Below are 24,206 nucleotides of genomic sequence, written 5' to 3'. Positions count from 1 at the left end.
CGCGGTTCCTCAAAACTCGCCGCAGCCGTGCTGTCCGTTCACGACCAGACAGTTGTTCAGATTCGGCCGCGAGCGCACGCGCTTCCATTCCGCCGCGAGCGCGTCGGCGTCGCCTTCGGGCTGTTGCAGCGCGAGGATCGGCTCGTTCGTGCCGACGCAGATGTTGACCGCGCCCAGATTGCTCTCGTAGACGAAGCTCTGTTCCTGCGCCGTGAAAAGCGGCTGAAGTCCGCTGGTGTTGAAAACGGCGCCCTGAAGCTGCATCGGCGTGACGGTCAGCGTGCCCGGCTCCACGACGACGTTGTAGCCAACCGGCGACGAAAACGTGCCGTCGATGCCATACACGCCCGCCGCCGATATCGTCGTCGCGGACGAGCCGAGCCGTCCCGCGACGACGGACGTGCTGCGCCGATCGCCGGCGAGCAGACCGCTGACGTCGAAACCGAACGCGCCGTTCGCTCCGCCTTGCTCGCGCGTTTGACTGCCGATGGTGACGGTGACCGTCGGCCGGTCGGCGTAGACGAAGTGGTTGCCGTCCGCCGGCACGACGCTCTGCGACGGCTGCCCGTTCCAGCTACAGAATCCGCCGTAGACGCAGCCGTAGAAGTTCGGCAGCGCGCCGCCCGGATCGACGCCGTTGCGGTTCTCGCCGTTGCGCGTCGCCGCCCAGATGCGCCACGCGTTGCCCGCGCCGATCGTGCCGCCCGACGCGTTGTCGAAGACGCCGCGCTCCATCACGAGGTCGATGCTGCCGCCCGCGCTCAGGTGCGTCGGCGCGCCGGGCGTGCCGGGTGTTCCGATCGCGATCGCGCCGCCATCGGAAATCGCGGTCAGGTTGCCGGTGACGTTCGGCTGCGATCCGCCGATTCTGGCGAGGTTGCCCGTCGCGCCGTCGAAACCATTGGCGCTCGCCGTGCCGATCGTGAAGCCGCCCGCCGTCGCAAACCGCACGTCATGCGCGCCCGACAGCGCGAGCACTTTGACGTCGTTGCCCGCGTCGGCGAGATCGAAGTCGCCGCCGCCCGCGAGCAAAAGCGTCTGCGCTTTTATGCCGCCCGGATCGGTGACGCGACCGGACGAATCGAGCGCGAGCGTCCTGTCCGGCATCGCGGCGCCCGAAGGCAGATCGATGCCCTGGCTGCCCGCGCCCGTGTTCTGCAGCGTGAGGTCGTGCGCGAAGCCTTGCGGCAGGCTGACCGTGATCTTCCCGGTCTGGGTCGACGAGCCGATGACGACCGTCGCGATGTTCGACGCGATCGCGCCGAGCATCGACGGTCCGATGCTGAGGCCGCTGCTTGCGCCGAGCACGTTGATCGCCTGCGCGTTGTCGCCGACGATGTCGAAGTCCGCGCCGACCTTGCCGGGCACGAACACGACCGTGCCGAAGCGCGACGAGAACGTGCTGCCGGAATCGTCGAACACGAAGCCGTATTTGCCCGAGTTCGACGCCCGCACGACGATCGTGCCGTGGTCGCCCGCCGAGAGCGTCGCCCGGTTCATATACAGCGCGGTGGCGGCGTCGGCGGGTGTCGATGCCGTGACCGACACCGTCTGCGCGGGCGCGTTGGCCTGCAGCGTCACATCGGCGAGCGATACGCCTTTGCCATGCGCGCCGTTCGCGTCGAGCTGGCCGTTGGTGCCGCCGCGAATATCGATCGAACCGTTCGCCGAGCCGACGACGCCGCGATTCGACGACGACGTGCCTGCCAGCGCCACGCCGTCCGCGCCGCTGCCCAGACCGTAGATCGTGACCGCGCCGTCGGCGTGCAAGCCGAGCGCCGGGCTCATGCCCGCCACGAACACGCCGTAGGCGGCGATGCCATCGGGCGCGGTGCCGCGAATCGACAGTCTGCCGCCGCTTGCCGCGACATCCGATGCTTCGAGATGCACGCCGTCGAAATGAACCGGTTCTTCGTTGCCCTCGATCGCCGGAACGTAGCGCCGCTTGCCGTTCGCCGACGTGCCGGTGATCGACACGTCCGCGCCGGTCGATGAGATCCGCGCGTTCTGCGCGTACACACCCGCGCCCGCGACCGCGGCGCTGCCGCCGCCGGCCGTCGCGCCCGTTCCCGTAATGCTCATCGCGCCGCCGGTGCCGAGCGACGTGCCGATGATCCGCACGCCGTTGCCCCCGACACGCCCGGGCGAACGCTGCACGACCGCCCCGGTGCCGTGAACATCGACGTCGCCGCTCGCGGACAAAATCACCGGAACGATCCCGCCAGCGCTCGTGCTGAGCGAAGCCCGCAGCAGGCTCACGCCGTCGCCGGTCACGCTGCCGATGCCGGTCGACACCGAGGTCGAAGTCGAAAGCGAGGCCACGGTCTGCACGGCGGGCCCCTTGCCGTCGATCGAAATGCGGCCCGTCTGCGTCTGCACGAGCGGTGCGTTCGCCGTGCTGATCGAGTTGATGTTCGTGGAGACGGACGCCGCCACCATGCTCACGCCGGAACCCGACACCGATCCGGTGTTGAGCGCCTGCACCTTCGGCCCGTTGCCGTTGAGCGTGATGCTGCCCGCGCCGCCTGTGCTCAGCGCGACCGACGATCCGCCGATGGCGATGCCCGAGCCGCCAACCGTTCCGCCGCTCACGGTTCCCGTGACGCTCGCCCCGTTGCCCGTAACGAAGATATTGCCGGCGTCCGAAACGACGGACGGGCTGAAGGGAAAGCCTTGGCCCCCGTCCGCCGCGATGCTCACGCCCGAGCCGGACAGCGTTCCCCCGGTCAGGTTCGCGATCGTGGTCGCGGAGGCCGAAATCGAGACGTTGCCCGAGCCGGTATGCACGAGCGGACCGACGCCCGAGCCGAGGAATTCCGGCCGCAACATCAGGCCCGCGCCGCTCACGCCGCCGAACGCGGTGCCGACCGACATCCCGTTGCCGATGATGTTCACGTTTCCCGACCCGGTCCGTATGACCGTGGTGCTCTGGTCGAGGCGTGCCGTCGGCGCGATCAGAACGCCGCCGCCGCTCACCGAGCTGACCGCGCTATCCATCGCCGGTCCCGTACCGGTGATGGAAATGTTGCCCGTCGTGGTACTCAATAGCGCCGTCGACGGACTGAGCGATGCCGGACGAAGCGCGACGCCGTATATGTCGGTAAACGTCTGCACGCGTTCCTTGGTGGTCGGCGCGCTGCCTGTGATGCTGATGTTGCCCGACGACGTGCGCAGGCTCGATGTCCCGCCGATGGCGACGCCCGCCGGCGCCCCGAAGTCGCCGCCGGCCTGCCCCGACACGGAAATGTCGCTGACCGAAGTGGCGATGCTCGAACTGCTGATGGTGACGGGCGCATAGGCCTGGTTCTTCGTTAGGCCCACGTCCGTGTCGCTGATCCCGAAAATCGTGTCCGGAACCTTGAGCGTGCCTTGCCCGTTGATCGTCACCGAGCCGCTCGCGAGACCGGTCGGGCCTTGCGGCACGGTCGTGTCGATCCTGGAGTCGATGATGCCGACCGCCGCGCCGTCGAAGCGCTTCGCGGCCGCGGGCGTCCCGGCAACGCTTTGCGGCACGCCGATGGCCAGATAACCGCCATTCGTGCTGATCGACGCGCCGGAAAGCAGAATGTTGCTTTGCCCCGAGGCGCCCGTGTTCGCGTCGAGCACGACGTTCAGCTTGCCCGCCGGCCGCTGGTCGCCCGCCGCGCCGCCGATGGTTCCGAGCACGGTGATGGAGCCGTTGGCGCTCAGCGTGAGCGTGCCTTCGTTGTCGGCGGCGGTCTTTGTGATGCTCGTCCCTTTCAGCATCGTGATGTCGCCGTTGTATTCGCCTCCGCCGTCCTTGCTGGTCGAGATCGTCACCGACGCGCCCCGGTTCAGTTGCGACGTGATGTCCGACGCGAGCACGTAGCTGTCGCCCGCGCCCGGCGTGAACGTCACCGGATTCGTCGTCGTGGAAAGAGCCGGACCCAGGCTCGTGCTGAGCGCCTGAAGCGAGCAGCATGACGTGCTGTCGGTGGGGCCCGTGCTCACGCTCGACGGCGCCGTATTGACGATTTCGATGCTCGACGGATCGAGCAGCCATTGCCCGCCGTGCCCGCGCAGCGCCTCGACGTGAATCCGCGCACCGTCCGTCGCCAGATACTTGCCCGACGTCTCGACGAGCCCGCCGTTGCCGCCGCCCGGCCCGCCCTTCGCGGAAAGCTCGCCGTACACGCGCGCCGCTTCCGTCCCGAACATGACGATGTTGCCGCCGTCGCCCGCGAGGAGCGCATCGGCCATGACGTGCGCGTTCGGGCTCATCCAGAGCGCATCGGCGTTGACGATGTCCGGCGCCTTGCCCGCCGCGCCGCCGCCCACACGCACGCGGCCGCCGCCGCCCGCGCCGCTCGCGTCGACACGCGCACCGTCGCTCACCGCGACGTGGTAGCCGGTCACGTCGACCTGTCCGCCCTTGCCCGAATCGGGCGCGCTGACATCGACGCTGCCGCCGATATCCGTCTCGCCCGCCGATCCGCCATCGAGCACGATGCGCCCGTTGCGCGACTCGACGCTCCTCGCGCGCACCGTGCCCGTCTGGTTGAGCACGCTCGCCGCGGCGTCGTCGGCGGCGCGCGCCGACATCACGATCTGTCCGCCGTCCGCCTGCAGCGTCCCCGAATTGCCGATGAGCGCGTTCGCGACCTTGTCGTTCACCTTCAGCATCGTGAGGCCGTCGCCCGCGAAATCGAGCGTGATGTCGCTGCCCGCGCCGATCGCGATCTTGCCGAGCGTCGCGCTGACGAGTCCGCTGTTGTCGACCTGCGCGCCGAGCAACGCGACCGCGCCGCCGGTCGCGGCCGTGATCGATCCTTGGTTCGACACCTTGCCGGCCGCCGCGCCGCCCTGCGCGAAGTGATATTTGCCCGCGAGAAACGCGTCGTTCGAAATGCCGAGCGTCGATGCGACGAGCGATCCCACATTCACCGATGCCCCGCGCGCGAACACGACGCCCGCCGGATTCACGAGAAACACTTGCCCGTTCGCGTTGAGCTGCCCCGCGATGCGGCTGACTTCATTGCCGACGACGCGATTGAGCAGCACCGCCTGCGCCGACGGCTGCGAAATATCGACGCGCTCGTTGCCCGCGATCGAAAACCCGTTCCAGTTCACGATGCCCTTCTGCGAGCCTTGCGTGATCGTCATCGACGTCGCGTTTGGCCGGTTGACCGTCACGCTGCCCGCCTGAACCTGCTCGCCGACCGGCAACGCGAACGCGCCCGGCGCCGCGACGACCACGAGGAGCGGCAACAGCGCGGATACCCTCACATCGGCGCCCATGTGACGGGCGGCGCGTCTGGCGAAACGCCTGATCGCGCGCTCCCATTCCCGGCGATGCCTGCGGGTCCGTAGGCAGGTGATGTCGCTCATGTCGAACTCCTCGTTTCCTGTTTCCGCGCTAGAACGATTTGGATACCTGCACGTAGACGCGCGGCACCTTGTCGTCGCCGGTGGTGTCGGCGCGGGTCGTGCGCCAGGCTACGCTCGCATCCACGGTGATGCCGTACGGCCCGCTCCAGAACGCGCCGAGACCCACGCCGCTGCGCGTCACGGTGTTCGCGCCCTGTCCGGGAATCGAGCGCGCGTTGTAGCGGCCCACGCCGATATCGAAAAACGTCGACAGCGTGAGCGACGGAATCACCGCATAGCGAAGCTGGGCCGTGGCGATCAGCCCTTCATCGACGACGGATTCCGACGGCGAATACGCGCGCACCGCACGCGGCCCGCCGAGCGTGATGCGCGACGAGCTGTCGAGGTTCTGGTTCGCCCATTGCCCCGACACGCCGATGAAAAAGCTCGTATTGCGCGTGATCGCGTTCAGGCGATTGGCCTGCATCGTGAGGCGCACGCTGTTGCCTTGCGTGTTGCGCCCGAACGGTCCCTGATCGATGGCCTCGGCGAGCGCCGAATCGATGTTCAGATGCGCGAACGCCAGTTGCACGTCCGCGCTGTTGAAGCCGCCGCCGAGAAAGCTGTCGCGGCTCTCGTACGACAGCCCGACGCTCGCCACATACAGCTTCTGCGGATTGTCGAAGCTGACGCTGTCGATCTTGTCGGTGAGCGAGCGGTATTCGAGCGCGCCGCGCAACAGCAGGTTCTGGCTGCGCGAGCGGATCAGCGGATGCGACACCGACGCGGTGACGACATCCGCATCGCCATGCGCGTTCAGCGAGGAGAACTGCTCGCCGAGGTAGTAATACAGATGCGAATACGCGATGCCGACGCGCGTGCCGCTCGCATCGACGGGCGCGTCGTAGCCGATGCGTCCGTAGACGGTATCGGCGCGCTCGGCCGCGAGCAGGTTGATGTCGAGGTTGTCGCCGATGCCGAACGGCGACGCGAGCCGTCCCACCGCGCCGAGCCGCCAGCGCCCGGCGGGCGCCGCGCCGTAGTCGTCGACGGAAACCGCGAAGTTCCAGCGGCGCGTCGGCTCGACCGTCACGTTCAGATCGACGGTGCCGGGCGCGCTGCCCGTTTCCAGCGCCGAGCTCACGCGAATGCCGGGCAGGTCCGACAGCAGGAGCATCGTGCGTTCGAGTTCGTTTTGCCGCAGCGGCTTGCCGGGCTCGATCGCGGCGAGCCGCGCGCGCACCATCGATTCCTTGACGGGCGCGCCGGGCGCCATCGTCAGCCGCACGCGGCCGATCTTGCCTTCGAGCACGGTGAACGTGACGTCGCCGTTCGTCACGTCCTGCGGCGGAATCACGACCTGCGCGAGCGGATAGCCGCGCTCGCGATACGCCTGCGCGACCTTCGTGCTCATGGCGTTCAGATCGTTGATCGACACTTCCTGGCCGATCCTGTCGGAAACGAGCGCGAGCAGCGTGTCCGAGGGCAGCGTTTCGTTGCCCGCGAAACGAATGCTCTTCAGCGTGAACTTCTTGCCGTCCGGCACTTCCGGCGCGGCGGCCGGCGGCGCGGGCAGCGCGCTCGAACCGCCCGGCGGCGGCGCGGACGTCGACGGACGCGGCTGCTCGTTGAGCAGCGTGCCCGCGCTCGGCACTTGCGCCGTGCCCGGCATCGGCACCTGCTGCGCCCACGCGGAGAACGCGCTTGCACAGACGATGCCGACGCCCGCCGCACGCGCTTTCGAACGTGAGGAAAAGCATGGGGATTTCGTAGCTTGGTTCACTTCTGCAATCCTCACCGGTGATCGGAAAACGTCTTTCAGCGCGCGACCGAGAGCCGCCAGTTGCCCATCAGATCGAAAGGCGCCCAGTAGAACGGATGAGCGAACTTGCCGTCGGCGAGCACGGCTAGCTGCGCGTCGCGCATCGCGTCGATGGCTTCCTCGCCCTTCGTGAGCGCGCCGTAGAACGTGCGCATGGTGAGCGCGGTCGATTCGTCCGAAACGGGCCACATCGACACGAGCAATGCCGACGCGCCCGCATAGAAGAACGCCCGCGTGAAGCCCATGATTTCGTCGCCGCGCTCGATGCGCCCGAGCGCCGTCTCGCACGCCGACAACGTGACGAGCGCGACCGAATCGAACTTCAGGTTGTAGATGTCCTGCGCGAGCATCGGGTCGGGGCCGTCGGCGGGCTGTTTCGCGGGCGCGAGCAGCACGCGCGAATGCAGCGGATCGATGGTGTCGGCCTGCGCATGCGTCGCCACATGCACGATGCGGCCCTCGGGCGCGTTGTCGCTGAAGGTCTTGCGCGTGACGTCGCCTTGCAGAAAGGTCTCGCGCTGCGCGAAGAGCGGTCCGATCGCGCGGACTTCGGCTTCCGCGCCGGGCAGATCGAATTCCGGCGAGATGCGCGGATTGCCGAACGCGACGAGATTGCTCGCGATGCGCTGCTGCCGCCGCACGAGCTGCACCGCGATGCTCGCCGATGGCGCGAGCGCAAGCGCATGCCGCTGGATCAGAAACCCTTGCGCGTTCCTCAGCGCCTGAAACGGCATGTAATGCAGCGAGCCGTTCGGCACGATGACGATCCGTTCGTTCGGCCGCAAGCCGAGCGGCTGGATCAGGAGCGCATCGAGCTTCGCGCCGTAGGTCAGCGCCTGCGGACGTCCGCGGATGATCGACGTGCGGAAATCGCCGACGGCGAGCGTCATGTCCTTTCGCGGAACCGGCAGCGTGAAGCCCTGAATGCCGTCGCGGCGCACGACCCACGCGATCAGCTTGTCGGGCAGGCCGTGATATTCGACGATCGCCTCGCCGGTATTCAGCGCGCTCGTCACGTCGTCGAGCGAGAGCGCGCGGCCGTTCAGTTGCGTTTCATCGACGTTCGTCGCGAGCCGGTTGCGCACGACATCGAGCAGCGCGCGACTGCGGCTTCTCTCGGAAAGCGCCCACGCCTGCTTGTAGTCGCCGTCCTCGACGACGAGCGCGATCGTTTCCTCGAAGACCGTCTGCGTATCGGAGAACAGGCCGGTCTTGAACTCGTCGCTGCGAAAGCGCGCGCGGATCGTTTCCGAATCGTCGAGCGCGGCGAGCCAGGCTTCGCGCGCCTTGCCGCGGTCGCCGAGCGCGAGATACGCGCGGCCCATGCCCTCGTGCGCCCACAGGTTGTCGTAGCTCGCGTCCGAGCCGCCTTTTGTGGCGCTTGCGGAAAACGCTTCGAGCGCCGCCTGCGGCTTGTGCTCCGCGAGCAGCAGATTGCCTTCGATGCGCCTGCGCAACGGCGCAAGCAACGTGTCCTTCACGCCGGACGTTTCTTCGAACGTGGCGCGCGCGCCCGCCGCGTCGCCGGTCGCGATCTGCGCGTTGGTGATCGAGAGGAGCACCATCGGCCGATAGCGCGCCGACGCCGTCGCGAGCGCCGCGCGATATTCCCCGAGCGCCGCCGACGGATCGCCGCGCCGCGCCGCGATATCGCCGAGGATCTTGTGCGCGGGCGCGAGCACCTGCTCCGGATTCTTCCCGCCCGCCGCGATGGCTTCCTTCGCGTAGCGTTCGGCATCGTCGAGATCGCCCGCATAGCTGTACGCGATGGCGAGATCGCGCCGCGACAGCGCGGCGAGATGGGCGTTGTCCGTCTCCCGCGCGACGACGAGCGCCCGCGACGCCGCCTCGATGCTCTCGCGGAAATCGCCGCGCTCGGCCGCCGCCACCGACATGCTGCAATACGCGTAGCCGTCGAGCTTCACCTGATCCCGCGCGAGCAGGAGCCGCCCTTCCTGCGACAGCGTCGCGATGGTTTCCGCGTCGCGCACGCGGGCTTCGGCCTGACGCGCGGCCGGCGTGAGCGCCTGATCCGCCGTGGCCGCATGTGCCTTCTGCGCCGTCTGCGCGCAGACGCTAAGCATTGCAAAGAGCGCGAGCCCCGCGCATGTCCGCCCGATCGGTTTCACGAACGCCCTCCTCGATGACCGCCGCTTCGCACTGGCGCTACCGGCGAAGCGCCAGCGCGGTGCCCTCACTAGACGAAACACCGCGAGCGATTTGAAAAGCGCGGCGTTTTCGTTCGTCTGTTGTGGTGTCCGAAGCCACTTGCGAAGTCACACGATCCGATGATGGAGAACCCGCGTCCGCGTCTTTGCGCACTGCTCTTTTGCGCGCTCGCGGCGAGCGCCTGCAAGTCGCCGCCGCCGCCGCCCGCGCCGACGGTCGTGCGTATCAGCGTGAGCGCGCTGGATGGCGCGAATCCCGATCACGCGGGCCGCCCGTCGCCGGTCGTCGTGCGCGTGTACGAGCTGAAGACGACGGCCGCCTTCGACAGCGCCGACTTCTTCACGCTCTACGGCAAAGAGCAGGCGACGCTCGGCGGCGATCTCAACGCGAAGAACGAATACGTGCTGCGGCCCGGCGACAGCCGCAGCGTCGAGCAGACGGTGCAGCCCGGCACGAAGTTCGTCGCGGTCGTGGCGGCGTATCGCGACATCGAGCGATCGCGCTGGCGGGCGAGCGCGCCGGTGCCGCCGAACCAGACGACGCTGATGAACGTGCGTATCGACGCCGCCGACGTATCGATCGCCGCGCAGCCCGCGCCGCCGCCATCGGGCAAGAAGAAGTGACAGCGCGCGCCGGTTTGCAAATCCGCCGCGCTGAATCGTTCTTTGAGCATCGAGCCCAAGCCCATACGAGGCACCATGACCTGGCACCAACGCATGATCTGGTCCGAGGGCCTGTTCCTCGAACCCCAGCACTTCCAGCAGCACGACCGCTTCATCGAGCATCTCGTGCGCTCGCACGCGCGCGCGACCGAGGCGTGGTCGTGGGGCTGGGCCGCCGTGATGCTCGACGAAATCGCGCTCGGGCTCGGCAAGATCGCGCTTGCGTCGGCGTTCGGCGTGCTGCCCGACGGCACCGCGTTCTCCTTTCCCGACGACTTCCCCGCGCCGCCGCCGCTCGACATTCCCGCCGGCACGCGCGACGAGCTCGTGTTGCTTGCGCTGCCGCTCGCGCGCGCGGGCGCAAAGGAATTCGACGCCGATGGCGCTGCCGATGGCCGCATCGACGGATTGCGCTTTCGCACGACGGATACTTCCGTCGCCGATATAACGACGAGCACGGACCGCGTCGCGCAGATTCGCGTCGGCGCGCCGAACGTGCGGCTCATGCTCGCGCGCGACGCGACCGACGCCTTCGCGACCATCGGGCTTGCGCGCGTGCTGGAACGGCGCGCCGACAACCGCGTCGTGCTCGATCCCGGCTACATCCCGCCGATGCTCCACGCGCACGCCGACCCGCGTCTCTTCGGCTATGCGCAGGAACTCGCCGGCCTCGTGCATCAACATGCGGACCGCCTGGCGAGCCGCCTCGCGAATCCGGGGCGCGGCGGCGTCGCGGAGATCGCCGATTTTCTGCTGCTGCAAACGCTCAATCGCTTCGAGCCGCAGTACGCGCATCTGTTGCAAGTGCCGCTGCTGCATCCCGAACGCCTGTATCAGACGACGCTCGCGCTCGCCGGCGATCTCGCCGCGTTCGACGAGCGCCGCCGCGTGCTCGCGTATGCGCCGTATCGCCATGACGATGTCGCGACTTCGTTCGAGCCGCTCATGCGCGACGTGCGGCAACTGATCGGCATCGTGCGCGAACCCGACGCCGTCGCGATCGAGCTGCAAAGCCGCAAGCCCGGCGTGCGCGTCGCGCTCATCAACGATCTGGAGCTCGTGAAGAGCGCCGGCTTCGTGCTCGCCGCGAACGCGCAGATGCCGGGCGAAGCGCTGCGCACGCGCTTTCCGACGCAGGTGAAGATCGCGCCCGCTGAAAAGCTGCGCGATCTCGTCAATCTCGCGCTGCCGGGCATCGGCCTGCGCGCGATGCCGGTCGCGCCGCGGCAGATTCCGTTTCACGCGGGCTTTTCCTATTTCGAGCTGGATCGCGGCGGCGAGCTGTGGAAGGAGCTGGAGCAGACCGGCAACCTGGCGATGTACATCGCTGGCGAGTTTCCGGCGCTCGAACTCGAATTCTGGGCGATCCGTCATTGAGCGAGGTCATCGACGAACATGACGAACGACGACGATCCCTTCGCCGGATTCGAATCCGATCAGACGATGATCAAGCCCAACCCCGGCGCGCGGCGGCGCCGCGCGGGCGGCGGAAGCACGCAGGGACCGTTCTCGGCGAGCGGCGCGGCGGCCTCCGGGCAGCGCGCGTTCGACGCCGCCTTCGCGACGGGCGGCGCGGTGAATCCGCTGGTCGCCGCGTGCGCGCCGCTGTTGCAGCTCGCCGCGCGCATCCGCACGATGAGCGCGTGCGCCGATCCCGCCGCGCTGCGCGACGCGCTCGCCGCGGGCGTGCGCCGCTTCGAGGACGAGGCGCGCACCAACGGCATCCCGGCGGAACAGGTGACGGCGGCGCGCTACATCGTCTGCACGATGCTCGACGAAGCCGCGTCGGGCACGCCGTGGGGCGCGGGCGTCTGGGCGCGGCAAAGCCTGCTCGTGACGTTTCACAACGAGGCGTGGGGCGGCGAGAAGGTCTTTCAACTGCTCGCGCGGCTCGCGCAGAAGCCCGCGCAACATCTGCATCTGCTGGAACTGGCGAGCATGGTGCTCGCGCTCGGCTTCGAGGGACGTTACCGCGTGGCGGCGCAAGGCCGGCAGACGCTCGACGCGATCCGCGCGCGGCTGTATCAACTGATCCGCAAGGAGCGCGGCGAACCGGAGCGCGCGCTGTCGCCGCACTGGCAAGGCGTGCCGACGGCGCGGCGGCGCACGACCGACGTGCTGCCGGTTTGGGTCGTCGGCGCGTTCGCGCTGCTCGTGCTCGCGCTGGCGTGGCTCGCGATGAGCTTCCAGCTCGGACGCCTCTCCGATCCCGCGTTCGGCACGCTCGCCTCGATCCGCGCGGGCGCGCAGCGTCCTCTCGTCGTGACGCAGGCGGCGAAACCCCGTCTCGCGGAATTCCTCGCGCAGGAAATCCGCGATGGCCTCGTCGCCGTCGATGACCGCGTCGACCGTTCAGTCGTCACGCTGCACGGCGACAACGTCTTCAAACCCGGCAGCGCCGAAGTGTCGGGGCAGACGCGGCCGCTCATCGAACGGATCGCGGCGGCGCTGAAGGCGGTGCCCGGCAACGTGCTCGTGACGGGCCACACCGACGACCGGCCGATCCGCTCGGCGCGCTTTCCTTCGAACTGGGAGCTGTCGCAGGAACGCGCGGCGAACGTGCGCGACCTGCTCGCGGCGACAATCGCGCCTTCGCGTCTCAAAGCGGAAGGCAAGGGCGACGCCGATCCCGTCGCGCCGAACGATTCGCCCGCCGGCCGCGCGCGCAACCGGCGCGTCGAAGTGACGCTGTTCGCGAAGCCCGGGTCCTGAAATGAAAAAAATCCTCTCGATCCTGTTTCATCCGGTGCTGCTGCTGATCGTCGGGCTGCTGCTCGTTGCGGCTGCGATCTGGATCGCCGGGCCGCTCCTGTCGTTCGCGCACAGCTATCCGCTCGAATCGGCGATGTCGCGTTACATCGCGATCGGCTGCGTCGTGCTGCTCTTCGTGCTGCGGCGGCTCTGGGCCGCGTGGCGCGCGCGGCGCACGCAGGCGGCGCTGTCGGCGGGACTCGCCGCGCAGAGCGAAAGTCCGCGCCGCGAGGCTGCCGCACCGAGCGCCGGCGAAGCGGAAGTCGCGACGCTCGGCAAGCGTTTCGACGAAGCGCTCGCCGTGCTGCGCGAGGCGCGCATTACCGCGTCCGGCAGAAAACCCGGCTGGCGCGACTGGGTCACGCTCTCCGGCCGGCAATATCTGTATCAATTGCCGTGGTACATGTTCATCGGCGCGCCGGGCGCGGGCAAAACCACTGCGCTGGTGCATTCGGGGCTGCGCTTTCCGCTCGCCGAGCGCTTCGGCACCGACAAGATTCGCGGCGTCGGCGGCACGCGCAATTGCGACTGGTGGTTCACCGACGACGCCGTGCTCATCGACACGGCCGGGCGCTACACGACCCACGAAAGCGACCGCGACGCCGACCAGACCGCGTGGCAAGGCTTCCTCGCGCTCCTGAAAAAGACGCGCCCGCGCCAGCCGATCAACGGCGTGCTGCTGACGCTCGCCGTCCCCGATCTGCTCGCCGCGACGCCCGCGAGCACCGACGAAACCGCATCGACCTTGCGCGCGCGCATGCGCGAACTGATGCAGGCGTTCGGCACGCGCTTTCCGGTCTACGTGCTCGTCACCAAGACGGATCTGCTCGCGGGCTTCACGGAGTTTTTCGCGGATATGTCGAAGGAAGAGCGCGCGCAGGTGTTCGGCTTCACGTTTGCCTACGAGCCGAAACGCACGCTCACGCAGGCCGCATTCGGCGAACGGATCGATGCCGAGCTGGACGCGCTCGAAGCCCGGCTCGTCGCGCGTCTGCCGGAGCGCCTGAACGCGGAAAGCGGACTCGCGCAACGCGCCGCGATCATGAGTTTTCCGCAGCAGTTCGCCGCGTTGAAGCCGCTCGTCGCCGATGCGCTGCGCGCGACCTTCGTCCAGTCGAAACACGACGATGCACCGCTTTTGCGCGGCGTCTATTTCACGAGCGGCACGCAGGAAGGCACGCCGATCGATCGCGTGCTCGGCTCGCTCGCGCGCGCGTTCGGCATCGAGCGGGGCGTGCAGCCGCCGCGTCCGTCGAGCGGGCGCAGCTTCTTTCTGGAGCGGCTTCTGACGCAGGTCGTGTTCGCCGAACAGGGACTCGCCGGATCGAATCTGCAATGGGCGCGCAAGCGGCATCTGTGGCGGCTCGGCGCGTATGCGGTCATCGCGGCCGTAACGGCTGGCGTGCTCGGACTCTGGGGCACGAGCTATGTGCGCAATCGCAGCTATGTCGCGAACGTCGATCACACCGCGCGCGCGGCGAAGGAAGCCGTGGCGGGGACATCGGCGGCGGGCACGAATCTCGTCGCGCTGCTGCCGTTGCTGTCGGCGGTGCGCGGCCTCGCATCGACGCCTCAGGTCGATGCCGCGCATCCGCCGATCGCGATGCAATGGGGCCTCTGGCAAGGCGCGAAACTCGACGCCGCCGCGACGCTCGCGTACGAGCGCCTTCTGACCGATCTGTTCCTGCCGAAGCTCGCGGCGCGCATCGAGGAACAGGCGCGCGGCGCGACGCCCGCGAATCCCGGCTACGCGTACGAAGCGCTCAAGGCGTATCTGATGCTGAATCAGCCCGATCATCAGGATGCCGATGCGCTCAAGGCGTGGATTCTCACCGACTGGGACCGCTCGCTGCCGCGCGAGGTCGGCAACGAGGAGCGCGCGGCGCTCGCCGGGCATCTCGATGCGTTGCTGGCGCGCGGCGTCGTGCATCCGAATCTGCCGTTCGACGAGCGTCTCGTCGCGCATCTGCGCGCCATGCTGGCCGCCAACACGCTCGCGCAGCGCGTGTACGGGCGCGTGAAGCAGCAAGGCGTCGGCGCGGATTATCCGGAGTTCACGATCGCGCACGCGGGCGGGCCGAACGCGTCGCTCGTGTTCACGCGTTCGAGCGGCGCGCCGCTCACGCGCGGCGTGGCGGGGCTTTATTCGTTCGACGGCTATCACAAGGCGTTCCTGAAAGCCGTCGATGAAACCGCCGCCCAGCTCGCCGCCGAAGAGCCGTGGGTGCTCGGCATCCGCGATCAGGGCGGCCTGCCGCGCGGCGATCCGGCGGCGATGCAGCGCATCACCGAGGACGTGCGGCTGCTCTATCTTCAGGATTACGCGCGGATCTGGACCGAGTTCCTGAACGATGTCCGCATCGTGCGCGCCGACACGCTGTCGCAATCGACGCAGATCGCGCGCATTCTCTCCGCGCCCGATTCGCCGCTCGCCGCGCTCGCGAAGGCGGCGTCGCGCGAAACGACGCTCGGCGCGAAGCCCGAAAGCGAAACGACCGTCGTCGATCGCGCGGGCGACAAGCTCGGCGCGGCGCGCGAAAAGCTGCTGAAGGTGATTCGCGGGGCCGATCCGACGCAGATCGCGCCGGTCGCGCCGGGCGCTCAACTGGAAAGCATCGTCGATGACCGGTTCACCGGACTGCGCGCGCTCGTGACGAGCCCGGGCGCGGGGCAGCCCGCGCCGATCGCGCAGACGCTCGCCGTCATCAACGATGTCTACACGTATCTCAGCGCCACCGACGAAGCCCTGCAGCAGAAGACCGCGCCGCCGCCATCGGACGCGCCGGCGAAGCTGCGCACGCAGGCCGCGCGCATGCCCGAGCCGATCCGCACCGCGCTGCTCGATCTCGGCAGCCAGGGCGCGGCGCAGTCGCAGGAGGCGCGGCGCGTGAATCTGTCGGCGGACCTGAAGGAGTCGATCTCGGCGTTCTGCGTTCGCGCGGTCGGCGGGCGTTATCCGTTCAGCCCGAACTCCGCGCGCGACGTGCTGCCTGAAGACTTCGGCACGCTGTTCGCGCCGGGCGGCAAGTTCGACGATTTCTTCCAGAAGAACCTCGCGCCCGACGTCGATGTTTCCGCGAAGCCGTGGGCGTTCAAGAAGTCGGATTCGTCGGCGTCGCAGATCAGTCCGGCCGGTCTGGCGCAGTTCGAGCGCGCCGCGACGATCCGCGGCGTGTTCTTCCGCGGCGGCGGCAAGTCGCCCGCGCTCGCGCTGCAGTTCAAGCCGCTCGACATGGACCCGTCGATCCTCTCCTTCACGCTCGACGTCGACGGGCAAGTGCTCACCTACGCGCACGGCCCGCAGATCGCGACCGCGATTCAGTGGCCCGGCACGCGCGGCTCGGGACGCGTGAGCCTGCAACTCACGCCGCCGCCGACGAGCGGCGCGAGCAATCTGGTGTTCGAGGGGCCGTGGGCGCTGTTTCGCATGTTCGACCGGCTCGACGTGCAGCCGACCGATCAGCCGGAGCGCTTCATCGTCACGTTCGATGTCGAAGGGCGCAAGACGCGCTTCGAAGTGACGGCGAACAGCGTGGAGAATCCGTTCCGGCTCGCCGATCTGCGCAAGTTCTCCTGTCCGGAGCGGCTATGAACGACGCGCTCGGCGGCACGCTCGCGGACGACGGCGCGGCGATCGCAGGCTGGTACGGCAAGCTGCCGTCGCTCGGCGATTTCGCGGCGCGGCGGCTGTCGGACGCGTTCGTCGCGCCGTGGGACGCATGGCTCGCCGAGCGCGTCGGCGAAACGCAGCTCGCGCTCGGCGACGCGTGGCTCTCGATCTATCTGACGTGCCCGGTGTGGCGCTTTTTCGCGATGCCCGGCGCCATCGCGCCGACGCTGGGCGCATGCTGGACGGGCGTGGTGATGGCGTCGGTGGACCGCGTCGGGCGGCATTTTCCGTTGACGATCGCGGCGTCGCTGCAGGCGGCGCCATCGACGGGCGGCGAAGTCGCCGCGCTCTGGCAATGGCTTTCGGCGATCGAGAATGTCGCGCTCGCCGCGCTCGATTTCGATCACAGCATCGAGCGGCTCGACGAACAGCTCGCCGCGCTGCCGGTGCCGCAGCCGGCGAACGCCGGCACGCGCGCCGCCATGCTCGACGAACCGTGGATCGCGCAATCGGCCGCGACGCTGCCCGATTCACTCGCGCGCACGCTCGCGCCGCTCTGGCAAACCGAGATCCAAGGGATGAGCCTGTGGACCGCCGCGCAGACGGCGCCCGCTTCCGACGAGCCCGACGATCGCGACGATCGCGACGATCGCGCGCCGCGCCCGATCACGATCTGGCCGGCGTACGGCCTGCCCGACACGGCGCTTTTCATCACCCTGCTGCGGGACTGCGGATCATGAATGCGACGGGCAGGCTACCGGAAGAAGGCGGCGGCACGACCGGCAACGCCGGCAAGACCGAAACCAATCCGGGCGACGCGGGCGACGACAAGACGGTGATCGTCAGCGGCGCGCGCGTGCGTCGATCCGACGTGGCGGGCGCGGGCGCGCCTTCATCGACGTCCGACGCGCCGCCCGCGCACAGCATCCTGCCGCCCGGCACGCGGCTCGGCGAGTTCGAGATCGTGCGGCTCATCGGCGAGGGCGGCTTCGGCATCGTCTATCTGGCCTTCGATACTTCGCTCGACCGCTACGTCGCGGTGAAGGAATACATGCCGGCGGCGCTCGCCTCGCGCGTCGGCGTGACGCAGGTTCAGGTCAAGTCCGGCCGCTACGAGCCGATGTTCCGCGCCGGTCTCAAGAGCTTCATCAACGACGAGGCGCGGCTGCTCGCGCGCTTCGATCATCAGTCGCTCGTGAAGGTGTACCGCTTCTGGGAGGCCAACGGCACCGCCTACATGGCGATGCCCTACTACAAGGGCGTGACGCTCAAGGAAACGCTCCGGGCGATGAAAAAGCCGCCCGACGAAGCCTGGCTGCGCGCGCTGCTCACGCCGCTCATCGACGCGCTCGCCGTGCTGCACGCGTCCGACTGTTTTCATCGCGATATCGCGCCGGACAACATCATCCTGCTGGAGGAAAGCCATCGGCCGGTGCTGCTCGATTTCGGCGCGGCGCGGCGCGTGATCGGCGACATGACGCAGGCGCTCACGGTGATTCTCAAGCCGGGCTACGCGCCGATCGAACAGTACGCCGAAGTGCCGTCGATGCGGCAAGGACCGTGGACCGATCACTACGCGCTCGCCGCGCTCGTGTATTTCGCGATCACCGGGCGAACGCCGCCGCCTTCGGTCGGGCGCGTGGTCAAGGACAGTTATCAGCCGCTCGCGAAACTGGCGGCGGGCCGTTACTCCGACCGATTCCTGAAGGCGATCGATCATGCGCTCGCGGTTGCGCCCGCGCATCGGCCGCAGACCGACCGGCAGTTCGCCGCCGAGCTCGGCATTTCGCTCGACGACGCGCCCGCGCCGCGCACGGCGAAAAGCGCGGCGCGCAGGCGTATCGGCTGGGCGGCCGGCGCCGCGTGTCTGCTCGGCGCGGCGGCGACGCTCGGATGGTTCGTGCCGCGCTTCACGTCGCATCATGCGCCTTCGGCCGAGCGCGTCGCTGCTTCGGCGGTCGTCGCGGCTTCGGCGCCTGCGCCGGAGGTCGCGCCCGAAGCGCCGCCGCCTCCGCCGCCCGCCGCGCTGCCGCCTTTCACGCCCGATGGCGAATTCGCGCGCATCGTTTCGCTCGCCGATCCGTCGTTCGATGTCAAGGTGGACGTGCCCGTCGCGCGCGCCGTCGTCGACCGCGACTTGTTGCGCTTCGCGATCACGAGCAATCGCGACGGCTATGTGTATGTTTTCGTCGTCGATCCGGCGAATCAATATCTGCAACTGTTTCCGAACGCGCTCGATACCGACAATCGCATCGGCAGGAAGAAGCGTCTCGTGCTGCCGCGTCCGAGCTGGCCGATGCAGGCCGGCGAGCCCGTCGGCGCGAATCATTTCGTCGCGATCGTTTCCGCCGCGCCGCGCGAGTTCCCGGCGCTCGGTCTCGCGCACGACGCCGTCTTCGCCAGTCTCTCGCCCGAGGCACAGAACGCGGCGGCCGCGCAGCGGACGCTCAGCGCATCGCCGTTCGCGGGCGTGCCGGCGTGCGGCGGCAACGCGCCGTCGTGTCCCGTCGCGTATGGCGCGGCGACCTTCAAAATCGATGTCGTCCGTTCGTCTAAATAGAGAAATTCGAATCGAAAGCGAAGCGCTTCGGCCGCGAGACGAGGGCACCATGGCATCACGAACGAGCGGCGTCGCCGCGCAGCCGGGCATCGCGCCGGGCGCTTCATCCGGAACGGCGCATCCGCTCGCCGCCTTCGCCGCCCTTGCGTTGACCGCGGCCACGCTCGCCGGATGCGCGGGCGCGCCGCCCTCGCCCGCCGGGCGCGCCGATGAGGCCGCGCCGCCCTCCGCGCCAGGCGACGACGCGCGCATGGTCAGCGCGACAGGCGCGGAGCCGGGCATCGCGAATCCGTCGCCGGCGAGTCCGTCGGCGTCGGTCGGCATGAACGCCACGCCTTTCGCGACGAAGAACGCACTCTATACGCCCGTCGCCTTCGCGAGCCTGCCCGGCTGGGCGACCGACAACGTCGCCGAATCCTGGGACGCGTTCCGGCGCAGTTGCGGCGTGCTGAGCGGCAAGCCGGCGTGGGCGGCGCCCTGCGCGGCCTCTCGCGGCGTGGATGCGCGCAACGCCGCCGCGGTGCGCCGCTTCTTCGAGGAAAACTTCACGGTCTATCAGATCCTCAATGTCGACAGAAGCGCGCGCGGCGTCCTGACCGGCTATTACGAGCCGATCCTGAAGGGCAGCCGCGAGCGCCGCACGCCGTATGTCTATCCGGTCTACGGCGTGCCGACCGACATGCTGTTCCTCGACGCCCGCCGCCTGCCGCCCGGCGCGCGCGGCACGCCGGTTCCGGCGCGCATCGAAGGACGCAACGTCGTTCCGCTGTCGACCGTATCGATGAGCGGCAAGACGTACACGCTGCGCATCGGCGACAGCGTGCCGGACATCCGCGACAAGAAGCTGCGGCTGCGCCGCGAAGGCGCGGATATCGTGCCCTACTACGCGCGCGCCGATATCGAGCGCGGCATGAGCCGCGCGCCCGTGCTCGCCTATGTGGAAGACCCCGCGATGCTCTACTCTATGCAATTACAGGGCGCGGGAAAGATCGTGCTGCCCGACGGCAAGAGCGTCATCCGTCTCGCCTATGCGGAACAGAACGGCTTCGCGTTCAATCCGCCCGTCGCGAGCGCGGGAAGCAAGGGTCGCAAGATTCTGGTGCGCGGCGTGGAGATCGATCTGGAAGAAGGCAGCGTGAGCACGCAGAACGCAAAAAACGATGTCGGCGGCGCGGCTTCCGACGATGTGCCTCAGTCCTCGCTCCTGCGCGGCGCTCAGGACGCGGACGCGGACGGCGCATCGCCCGCCGTGCATGGCGACGCCGACGGTCCGCCGCAATCGCCGCTTCTGCGCGGCTTCACGCTCGCGAAGAGCGCCGCCGTTCCCGCCGCGCGTCCGGCGCGGGTGAGCGCGCCGGCCGCGCCATCCGACCGCGCCACGGACAAGACCGCGACGCCATCGCTCGCGAAGAGCGCGCCGATCGGCTATGCCTTCGCGGCATCGGACCCGAGCTACGTCTTTTTCCGCACGATCCCCGATTCGCCCGCCGGACCCATCGGCGCATTGGGCGTGCCGCTTTCCGCCGGGCGCTCGGCCGCGATCGATCCGCGCACGACGCCGCTCGGCGCGCCCGTCTTCGTCAACGCGAGCGAAGGCGGGCCGGCGGGGGCATCCATCACGCGCCTGCTCATGGCGCAGGACGCGGGCGGCGCGATTCGCGGGGCCGTGCGCGCCGATTATTTCTTCGGCACCGGACCGCAGGCCCAGCAGCAGGCGAGCCGCATGAAGCAGCCGACGCAAATGTGGGTGCTCTTGCCGAAGGGCTTGCGCATCTCCGCGAAGGAGACCGGCGTGCGCGTGCGCGGCGGGCCCGCGATGCCGAGCGCGGATTGCGTCGTCAGCGATCCCGACCTGTGCGTCGACGATACGCAATGACGGAACCTATCGGGGAAGCGCATGAGGTTTCTCGTCGCCGATGACCACGAACTGATCCGCCAGGCCGTCAAGGCGCTTTTGCGCGGCATCGATCCGGACGCGCAGTTCGACGAAGCCGACAACTGGGAGACGCTCGCCGCCGCCGCGCGTCCGGAAGCGAATCACGATCTCGCGATCGTCGATCTGCACATGTCGGGCATGGAAAGCGCGGCGTCGCTCTCGGCGCTGCTGAAGTCGAATCCGGCGCTGCCGCTCGTGGTGCTGTCGGCGGAAGAATCCGTCGACGAGATGCGCGCGGTGCTCGCCGCGGGCGCGCTCGGCTTCGTGCCCAAGCGCGAGCCCGCCAACGTGATGGTCAAGGCGATCGAGCTCGTGCTGTCCGGCGGCGCGTATGTGCCGATCGAGGCGCTGAGCCTGATCGATCCGTCGCCGTCGCGGCTCGCGCGCCAGAGCGCCGCCGAACGTCCGCGCCCGATGACGAACACGGCGGCGCCCGCGCTCGCGCCGCATCATCTGCATCTGATGGAAAACCTGTCGCCGCGTCAGCGCGAAATCATGCGGCTCGTGCATCGCGGCTGCACGAACAAGATGATCGCGCGCGAATTGCAGGTCGCCGAAGGCACGGTCAAGGTTCATCTCTCCGTGATTTTTCGTGCGCTCGGCGTGCACAACCGTTCTTCGGCGATCGCGCTCATCAACGGCTGGCTGCAAGGCGGGCGCACGCTCTGAGCGGCGCGCCGCGCTCAGGCCGCTTCGTCCTGTCCGCGCGGCTGAAGCAGCATGTCGAGCGTGCGGCGCAGGCGCGTCGGCGTAACGGGCTTGTGCAGGACCGGCAAACCGGCGGCGACGAGCGCCGCGAGGCCGGGCGACGCCATGTCGCCCGTAATCACCACGCTCGCCGGCTCGCCGTGGCCGCGCCGCCGCAACGCCTCGCGCACGGCCTGAAGCACTTCCGCGCCGGTCTCGTGGCGGTCGATCTGGTAATCGCACAGCAGCACGTCCGGCACGAAGCCCTCGGAAATGGCGCGCACCGCCGCCAGCTCGTCGCGACAGCCGCGCACGCTGCATCCCCAGCGCGTGAGCAAGGCGCTGAGCGCATCGAGATTCGCGGGATCGTCGTCGACGCACAGCACATGGCGTCCTTCGATGCATCCGATGACCGGCAGCGGCGCGCACAGACTCGACGTAACGAGATTCGCATCGCCGAAGCGCACGGGCACGCGGATCGTCGTGCCGCGTCCCGGCTCCGAGCGCAGCGTCGGCTCGCCGCCGAGCAGCCGCGTCAGACGGCGCACCGTCGCGAGACCGAGGCCGTGTCCCTCGCGCGCGCCGTGATGCGCGAGCGGCGCCTGATAGAAGTCCTCGAAGACGAGCGCGTGTTCGTCGGGCGCGATGCCGATGCCCGAATCGCGCACTTCGATATGACCTTGCTCCGGATCGCCGCCGTGACGCACGCCGATCCATATCGAGCCGCGCTCGGTGTAGCGCACGGCGTTCGACACGAGATTGCCGATCACGCGTTCGAGCAGCACCGGATCGGTGAAGGCGACGCTCGACGTCGGCGCGATGCGCAACGCCAGCCCCTTCGCGGCGGCGGCGGGCCGGAACTGCCGCTCGATGCGCGCGAGCAGCTCCGACATCAGGAAATGCTGCGGAATCACCTGCGTGACGCCGCTTTCGATGCGCGCGAGGTCGAGCACCTGATTGAAGAGCTGATTCAGCGCGTCGACGTTGGCGATGATGTGCTGCGCGGAGTCATCGCGCTCCTGCGCGCTCGCGCGGCCGTCGGTGAGTGCCTGCGCGAGCAGGCCGATCGCGTGAAGCGGCTGGCGCAGATCGTGACTGGCGGCCGCGAAAAAACGCGTCTTCGCAAGGCTCGCTTCCTCGATCACGCTTTTCTGCAGCGCGATGGTTTGCGCGAGCCGCTCCTGCTCGACGCGCGCCTTCACGATGCCGCGAAAAAGACGCCGATACTGCGAGCCGAAAAGATGGATCGCGACGACGAACACGGCAAGCACGACGCCCAATCCGAAACGGCCATCGGCGGGCTGCATCAGGCTCGCAATCGTGACGGGCAGAAGCAGCGTCAGCACCGCGCCCGACAGGTTGCGCACGCTCAATCCGTTCGAACCGTAGGCAAGCGCGGCCAGCGTGACGAGCAGAACGGCCTGCGCGGCGACCGATCCGGCGGATTCGTTCTGGAACGCGAAACAGATCGCGATGCCCGGCGCCGCGTGAAGCAGCACGTTTCGCAGCGCATGCAGGCCGATCCATCGACGCGCGCCGAAACGAAGCGGATCGTGACGCCGCCAGGCCCAAAGACCGATCGCGAGACCATTCGCGCCCGCGTGGAAGAGCACGCAGCCGAAGACGAGCCATCCGGCGTGCGGGCGTGACAGCAATGCCGGATAGAAGAGCGCGATCGCGCAGCAATGCGCGATGAAGGATGCGGGGTCCGCCGCGCAGAGCGCACTGGCGACGTCCTCGTCGGTCTCGCCGTGCTCACGATCGCCTTGCATCTGTCATCCCCTTGCTGCGTTGATCCGCCCGGTTTACCCGAAAGTTCTAGTCGACGGATATGACTAACTTCATATTGGTCGTTTAATAGGAGAAAACCATACTCATAACGTTGCCACCGATTTGAGGGGATTGACAACGTGGAGACCTTGACAATGAATCCCGTCCAGGAGACGGGTGCGCCCTCGATGCTCACCGACCTTTGGCGCCGGCGCACGCATCTGTCGCAGGACGAAATGGTTTCGATCTACAACCTCGTGAAAGGCGCGTTGCGCGGCTATCATCCGCCCGAGCTGCAATCGCTCAAGGAGGACAAGGAAGAACTCGTCGCGCAGTTCATCTACGCGAAAGTGCTGCGGCTCGAACCGGGCCACGGCGAATCGCACGCGAGCGAGCACAGCGCGCCGTCGAGCGGCTACGCCGTATGCACGTATTTCAGGCGCTTTCTGATCGATTGTCTGCGCAGCGCGAGCAATCAGCGCGATGTGTCGATGGAACTCGACGGCGTCGCCGCGCAGATAGACGAGCACGCGCACGCGCCCGACGATCCTGTCGCCTCGGTGCTGATGCAGTACGGCCTCGACGAAGCGCGCGTGCGGCGTCTCGCGCGCGCGTTCATCGACGGCCTGGACCGGTACGAGCAACTGGTTCTCGCGGGCACGCTCGGATGGTGCTCGGAGGACAAAGGCGGCCTGTTCGCGCTCGCGACGCGGCATCACATCCCTTCGTACCACTATCGGGCCGTGAGGCTCGGCGTGACGCTCAAGAAGTCGGCGCAAAGCGCGGATTTCGCCGCGACGAAGATCGGCAGATGGATCGGCGGCACGCTCGGCATCGCGATCAGCGCCGACAATCAGGCCGCGATTCTGCTCGTGCTCAATCTGCTCGCGGTCGAGTCGGCGGGCTGAGTG

13 protein-coding genes are annotated in these 24,206 nt (G+C 68.5%); 9 read left to right on the top strand and 4 right to left on the bottom strand.

Translation table 11 applies throughout. From position 1 onward, the window contains the following. Positions 1-9: 9 nt before the first annotated feature. Genes NCT05_RS30140 through NCT05_RS30130 form a run of 3 tightly spaced genes read right to left on the bottom strand, consistent with a single transcriptional unit; the run spans position 10 to position 9,279 of the window. Positions 10-5,349, bottom strand: coding sequence for a beta strand repeat-containing protein (locus tag NCT05_RS30140; protein ID WP_250503875.1), 5,340 nt, complete (start codon positions 5,347-5,349; stop codon positions 10-12). Between the two features lie 28 nt (positions 5,350-5,377). Beyond that, a complete protein-coding gene (locus NCT05_RS30135; protein WP_250503874.1) occupies positions 5,378-7,111 on the bottom strand; it encodes a ShlB/FhaC/HecB family hemolysin secretion/activation protein in 1,734 nt (577 codons plus the stop codon). 35 nt (positions 7,112-7,146) lie between these two features. Further along, entirely contained in the window at positions 7,147-9,279 is a 2,133-nt protein-coding gene (locus NCT05_RS30130) for a CHAT domain-containing protein (protein WP_250441385.1), read from the bottom strand. 159 nt (positions 9,280-9,438) lie between these two features. Here NCT05_RS30130 and tssJ point away from each other — a divergent pair, with 159 nt between their 5' ends. The 8 genes from tssJ to NCT05_RS30090 all read left to right on the top strand — a co-directional run bounded on the left by tssJ (position 9,439) and on the right by NCT05_RS30090 (position 21,507). Next, positions 9,439-9,942, top strand: a complete 504-nt coding sequence (gene tssJ, locus NCT05_RS30125; RefSeq protein WP_144403632.1) for a type VI secretion system lipoprotein TssJ — start codon at positions 9,439-9,441, stop codon at positions 9,940-9,942. 75 nt (positions 9,943-10,017) lie between these two features. Then, complete coding sequence (tssK, locus tag NCT05_RS30120) at positions 10,018-11,358, top strand: type VI secretion system baseplate subunit TssK (protein WP_250503873.1); 1,341 nt, start codon at positions 10,018-10,020, stop codon at positions 11,356-11,358. Positions 11,359-11,376: 18 nt separating this feature from the next. Then, positions 11,377-12,693, top strand: a complete 1,317-nt coding sequence (locus NCT05_RS30115) for a DotU family type VI secretion system protein (RefSeq protein ID WP_008346439.1) — start codon at positions 11,377-11,379, stop codon at positions 12,691-12,693. Between the two features lies 1 nt (position 12,694). Then, on the top strand, positions 12,695-16,324 hold the full coding sequence (tssM, locus tag NCT05_RS30110) for a type VI secretion system membrane subunit TssM (RefSeq protein ID WP_250503872.1): 3,630 nt from the start codon (positions 12,695-12,697) through the stop codon (positions 16,322-16,324). Further along, on the top strand, positions 16,321-17,082 hold the full coding sequence (gene tagF / locus NCT05_RS30105) for a type VI secretion system-associated protein TagF (protein WP_175980206.1): 762 nt from the start codon (positions 16,321-16,323) through the stop codon (positions 17,080-17,082). The genes tssM and tagF overlap by 4 nt, the downstream gene beginning before the upstream one ends. Then, complete coding sequence (locus NCT05_RS30100) at positions 17,079-18,902, top strand: serine/threonine protein kinase (protein ID WP_175980207.1); 1,824 nt, start codon at positions 17,079-17,081, stop codon at positions 18,900-18,902. Before tagF ends, NCT05_RS30100 begins: the two co-directional genes overlap by 4 nt. Positions 18,903-18,951: 49 nt before the next feature. Beyond that, positions 18,952-20,778, top strand: a complete 1,827-nt coding sequence (locus NCT05_RS30095) for an MltA domain-containing protein (RefSeq protein ID WP_250503871.1) — start codon at positions 18,952-18,954, stop codon at positions 20,776-20,778. Positions 20,779-20,799: 21 nt separating this feature from the next. Then, the gene (locus tag NCT05_RS30090) at positions 20,800-21,507 is read left to right on the top strand and encodes a response regulator transcription factor (protein ID WP_250503870.1); all 708 of its coding nucleotides are present in this window, start codon (positions 20,800-20,802) and stop codon (positions 21,505-21,507) included. Positions 21,508-21,521: 14 nt separating this feature from the next. On the opposite strand, the gene NCT05_RS30085 is transcribed toward NCT05_RS30090, so the two are convergent. After that, positions 21,522-23,297 carry an ATP-binding response regulator gene (locus NCT05_RS30085; protein WP_250503869.1) on the bottom strand — a complete coding sequence of 592 codons (1,776 nt, stop codon included), beginning with the start codon at positions 23,295-23,297 and terminating at the stop codon, positions 21,522-21,524. Positions 23,298-23,450: 153 nt separating this feature from the next. Between NCT05_RS30085 and NCT05_RS30080 the strand changes: the two genes are divergently transcribed. After that, positions 23,451-24,203, top strand: coding sequence for a hypothetical protein (locus NCT05_RS30080; protein ID WP_008346426.1), 753 nt, complete (start codon positions 23,451-23,453; stop codon positions 24,201-24,203). The last annotated feature ends 3 nt before the right edge of the window (positions 24,204-24,206 follow it).

Origin of the sequence: Caballeronia sp. AZ7_KS35, assembly GCF_023631045.1 — a bacterium.
Classification (GTDB): domain Bacteria; phylum Pseudomonadota; class Gammaproteobacteria; order Burkholderiales; family Burkholderiaceae; genus Caballeronia; species Caballeronia zhejiangensis.
Note: the sequence above shows the minus strand (reverse complement) of the source record. Positions and strands in the feature narration are given on the sequence as shown.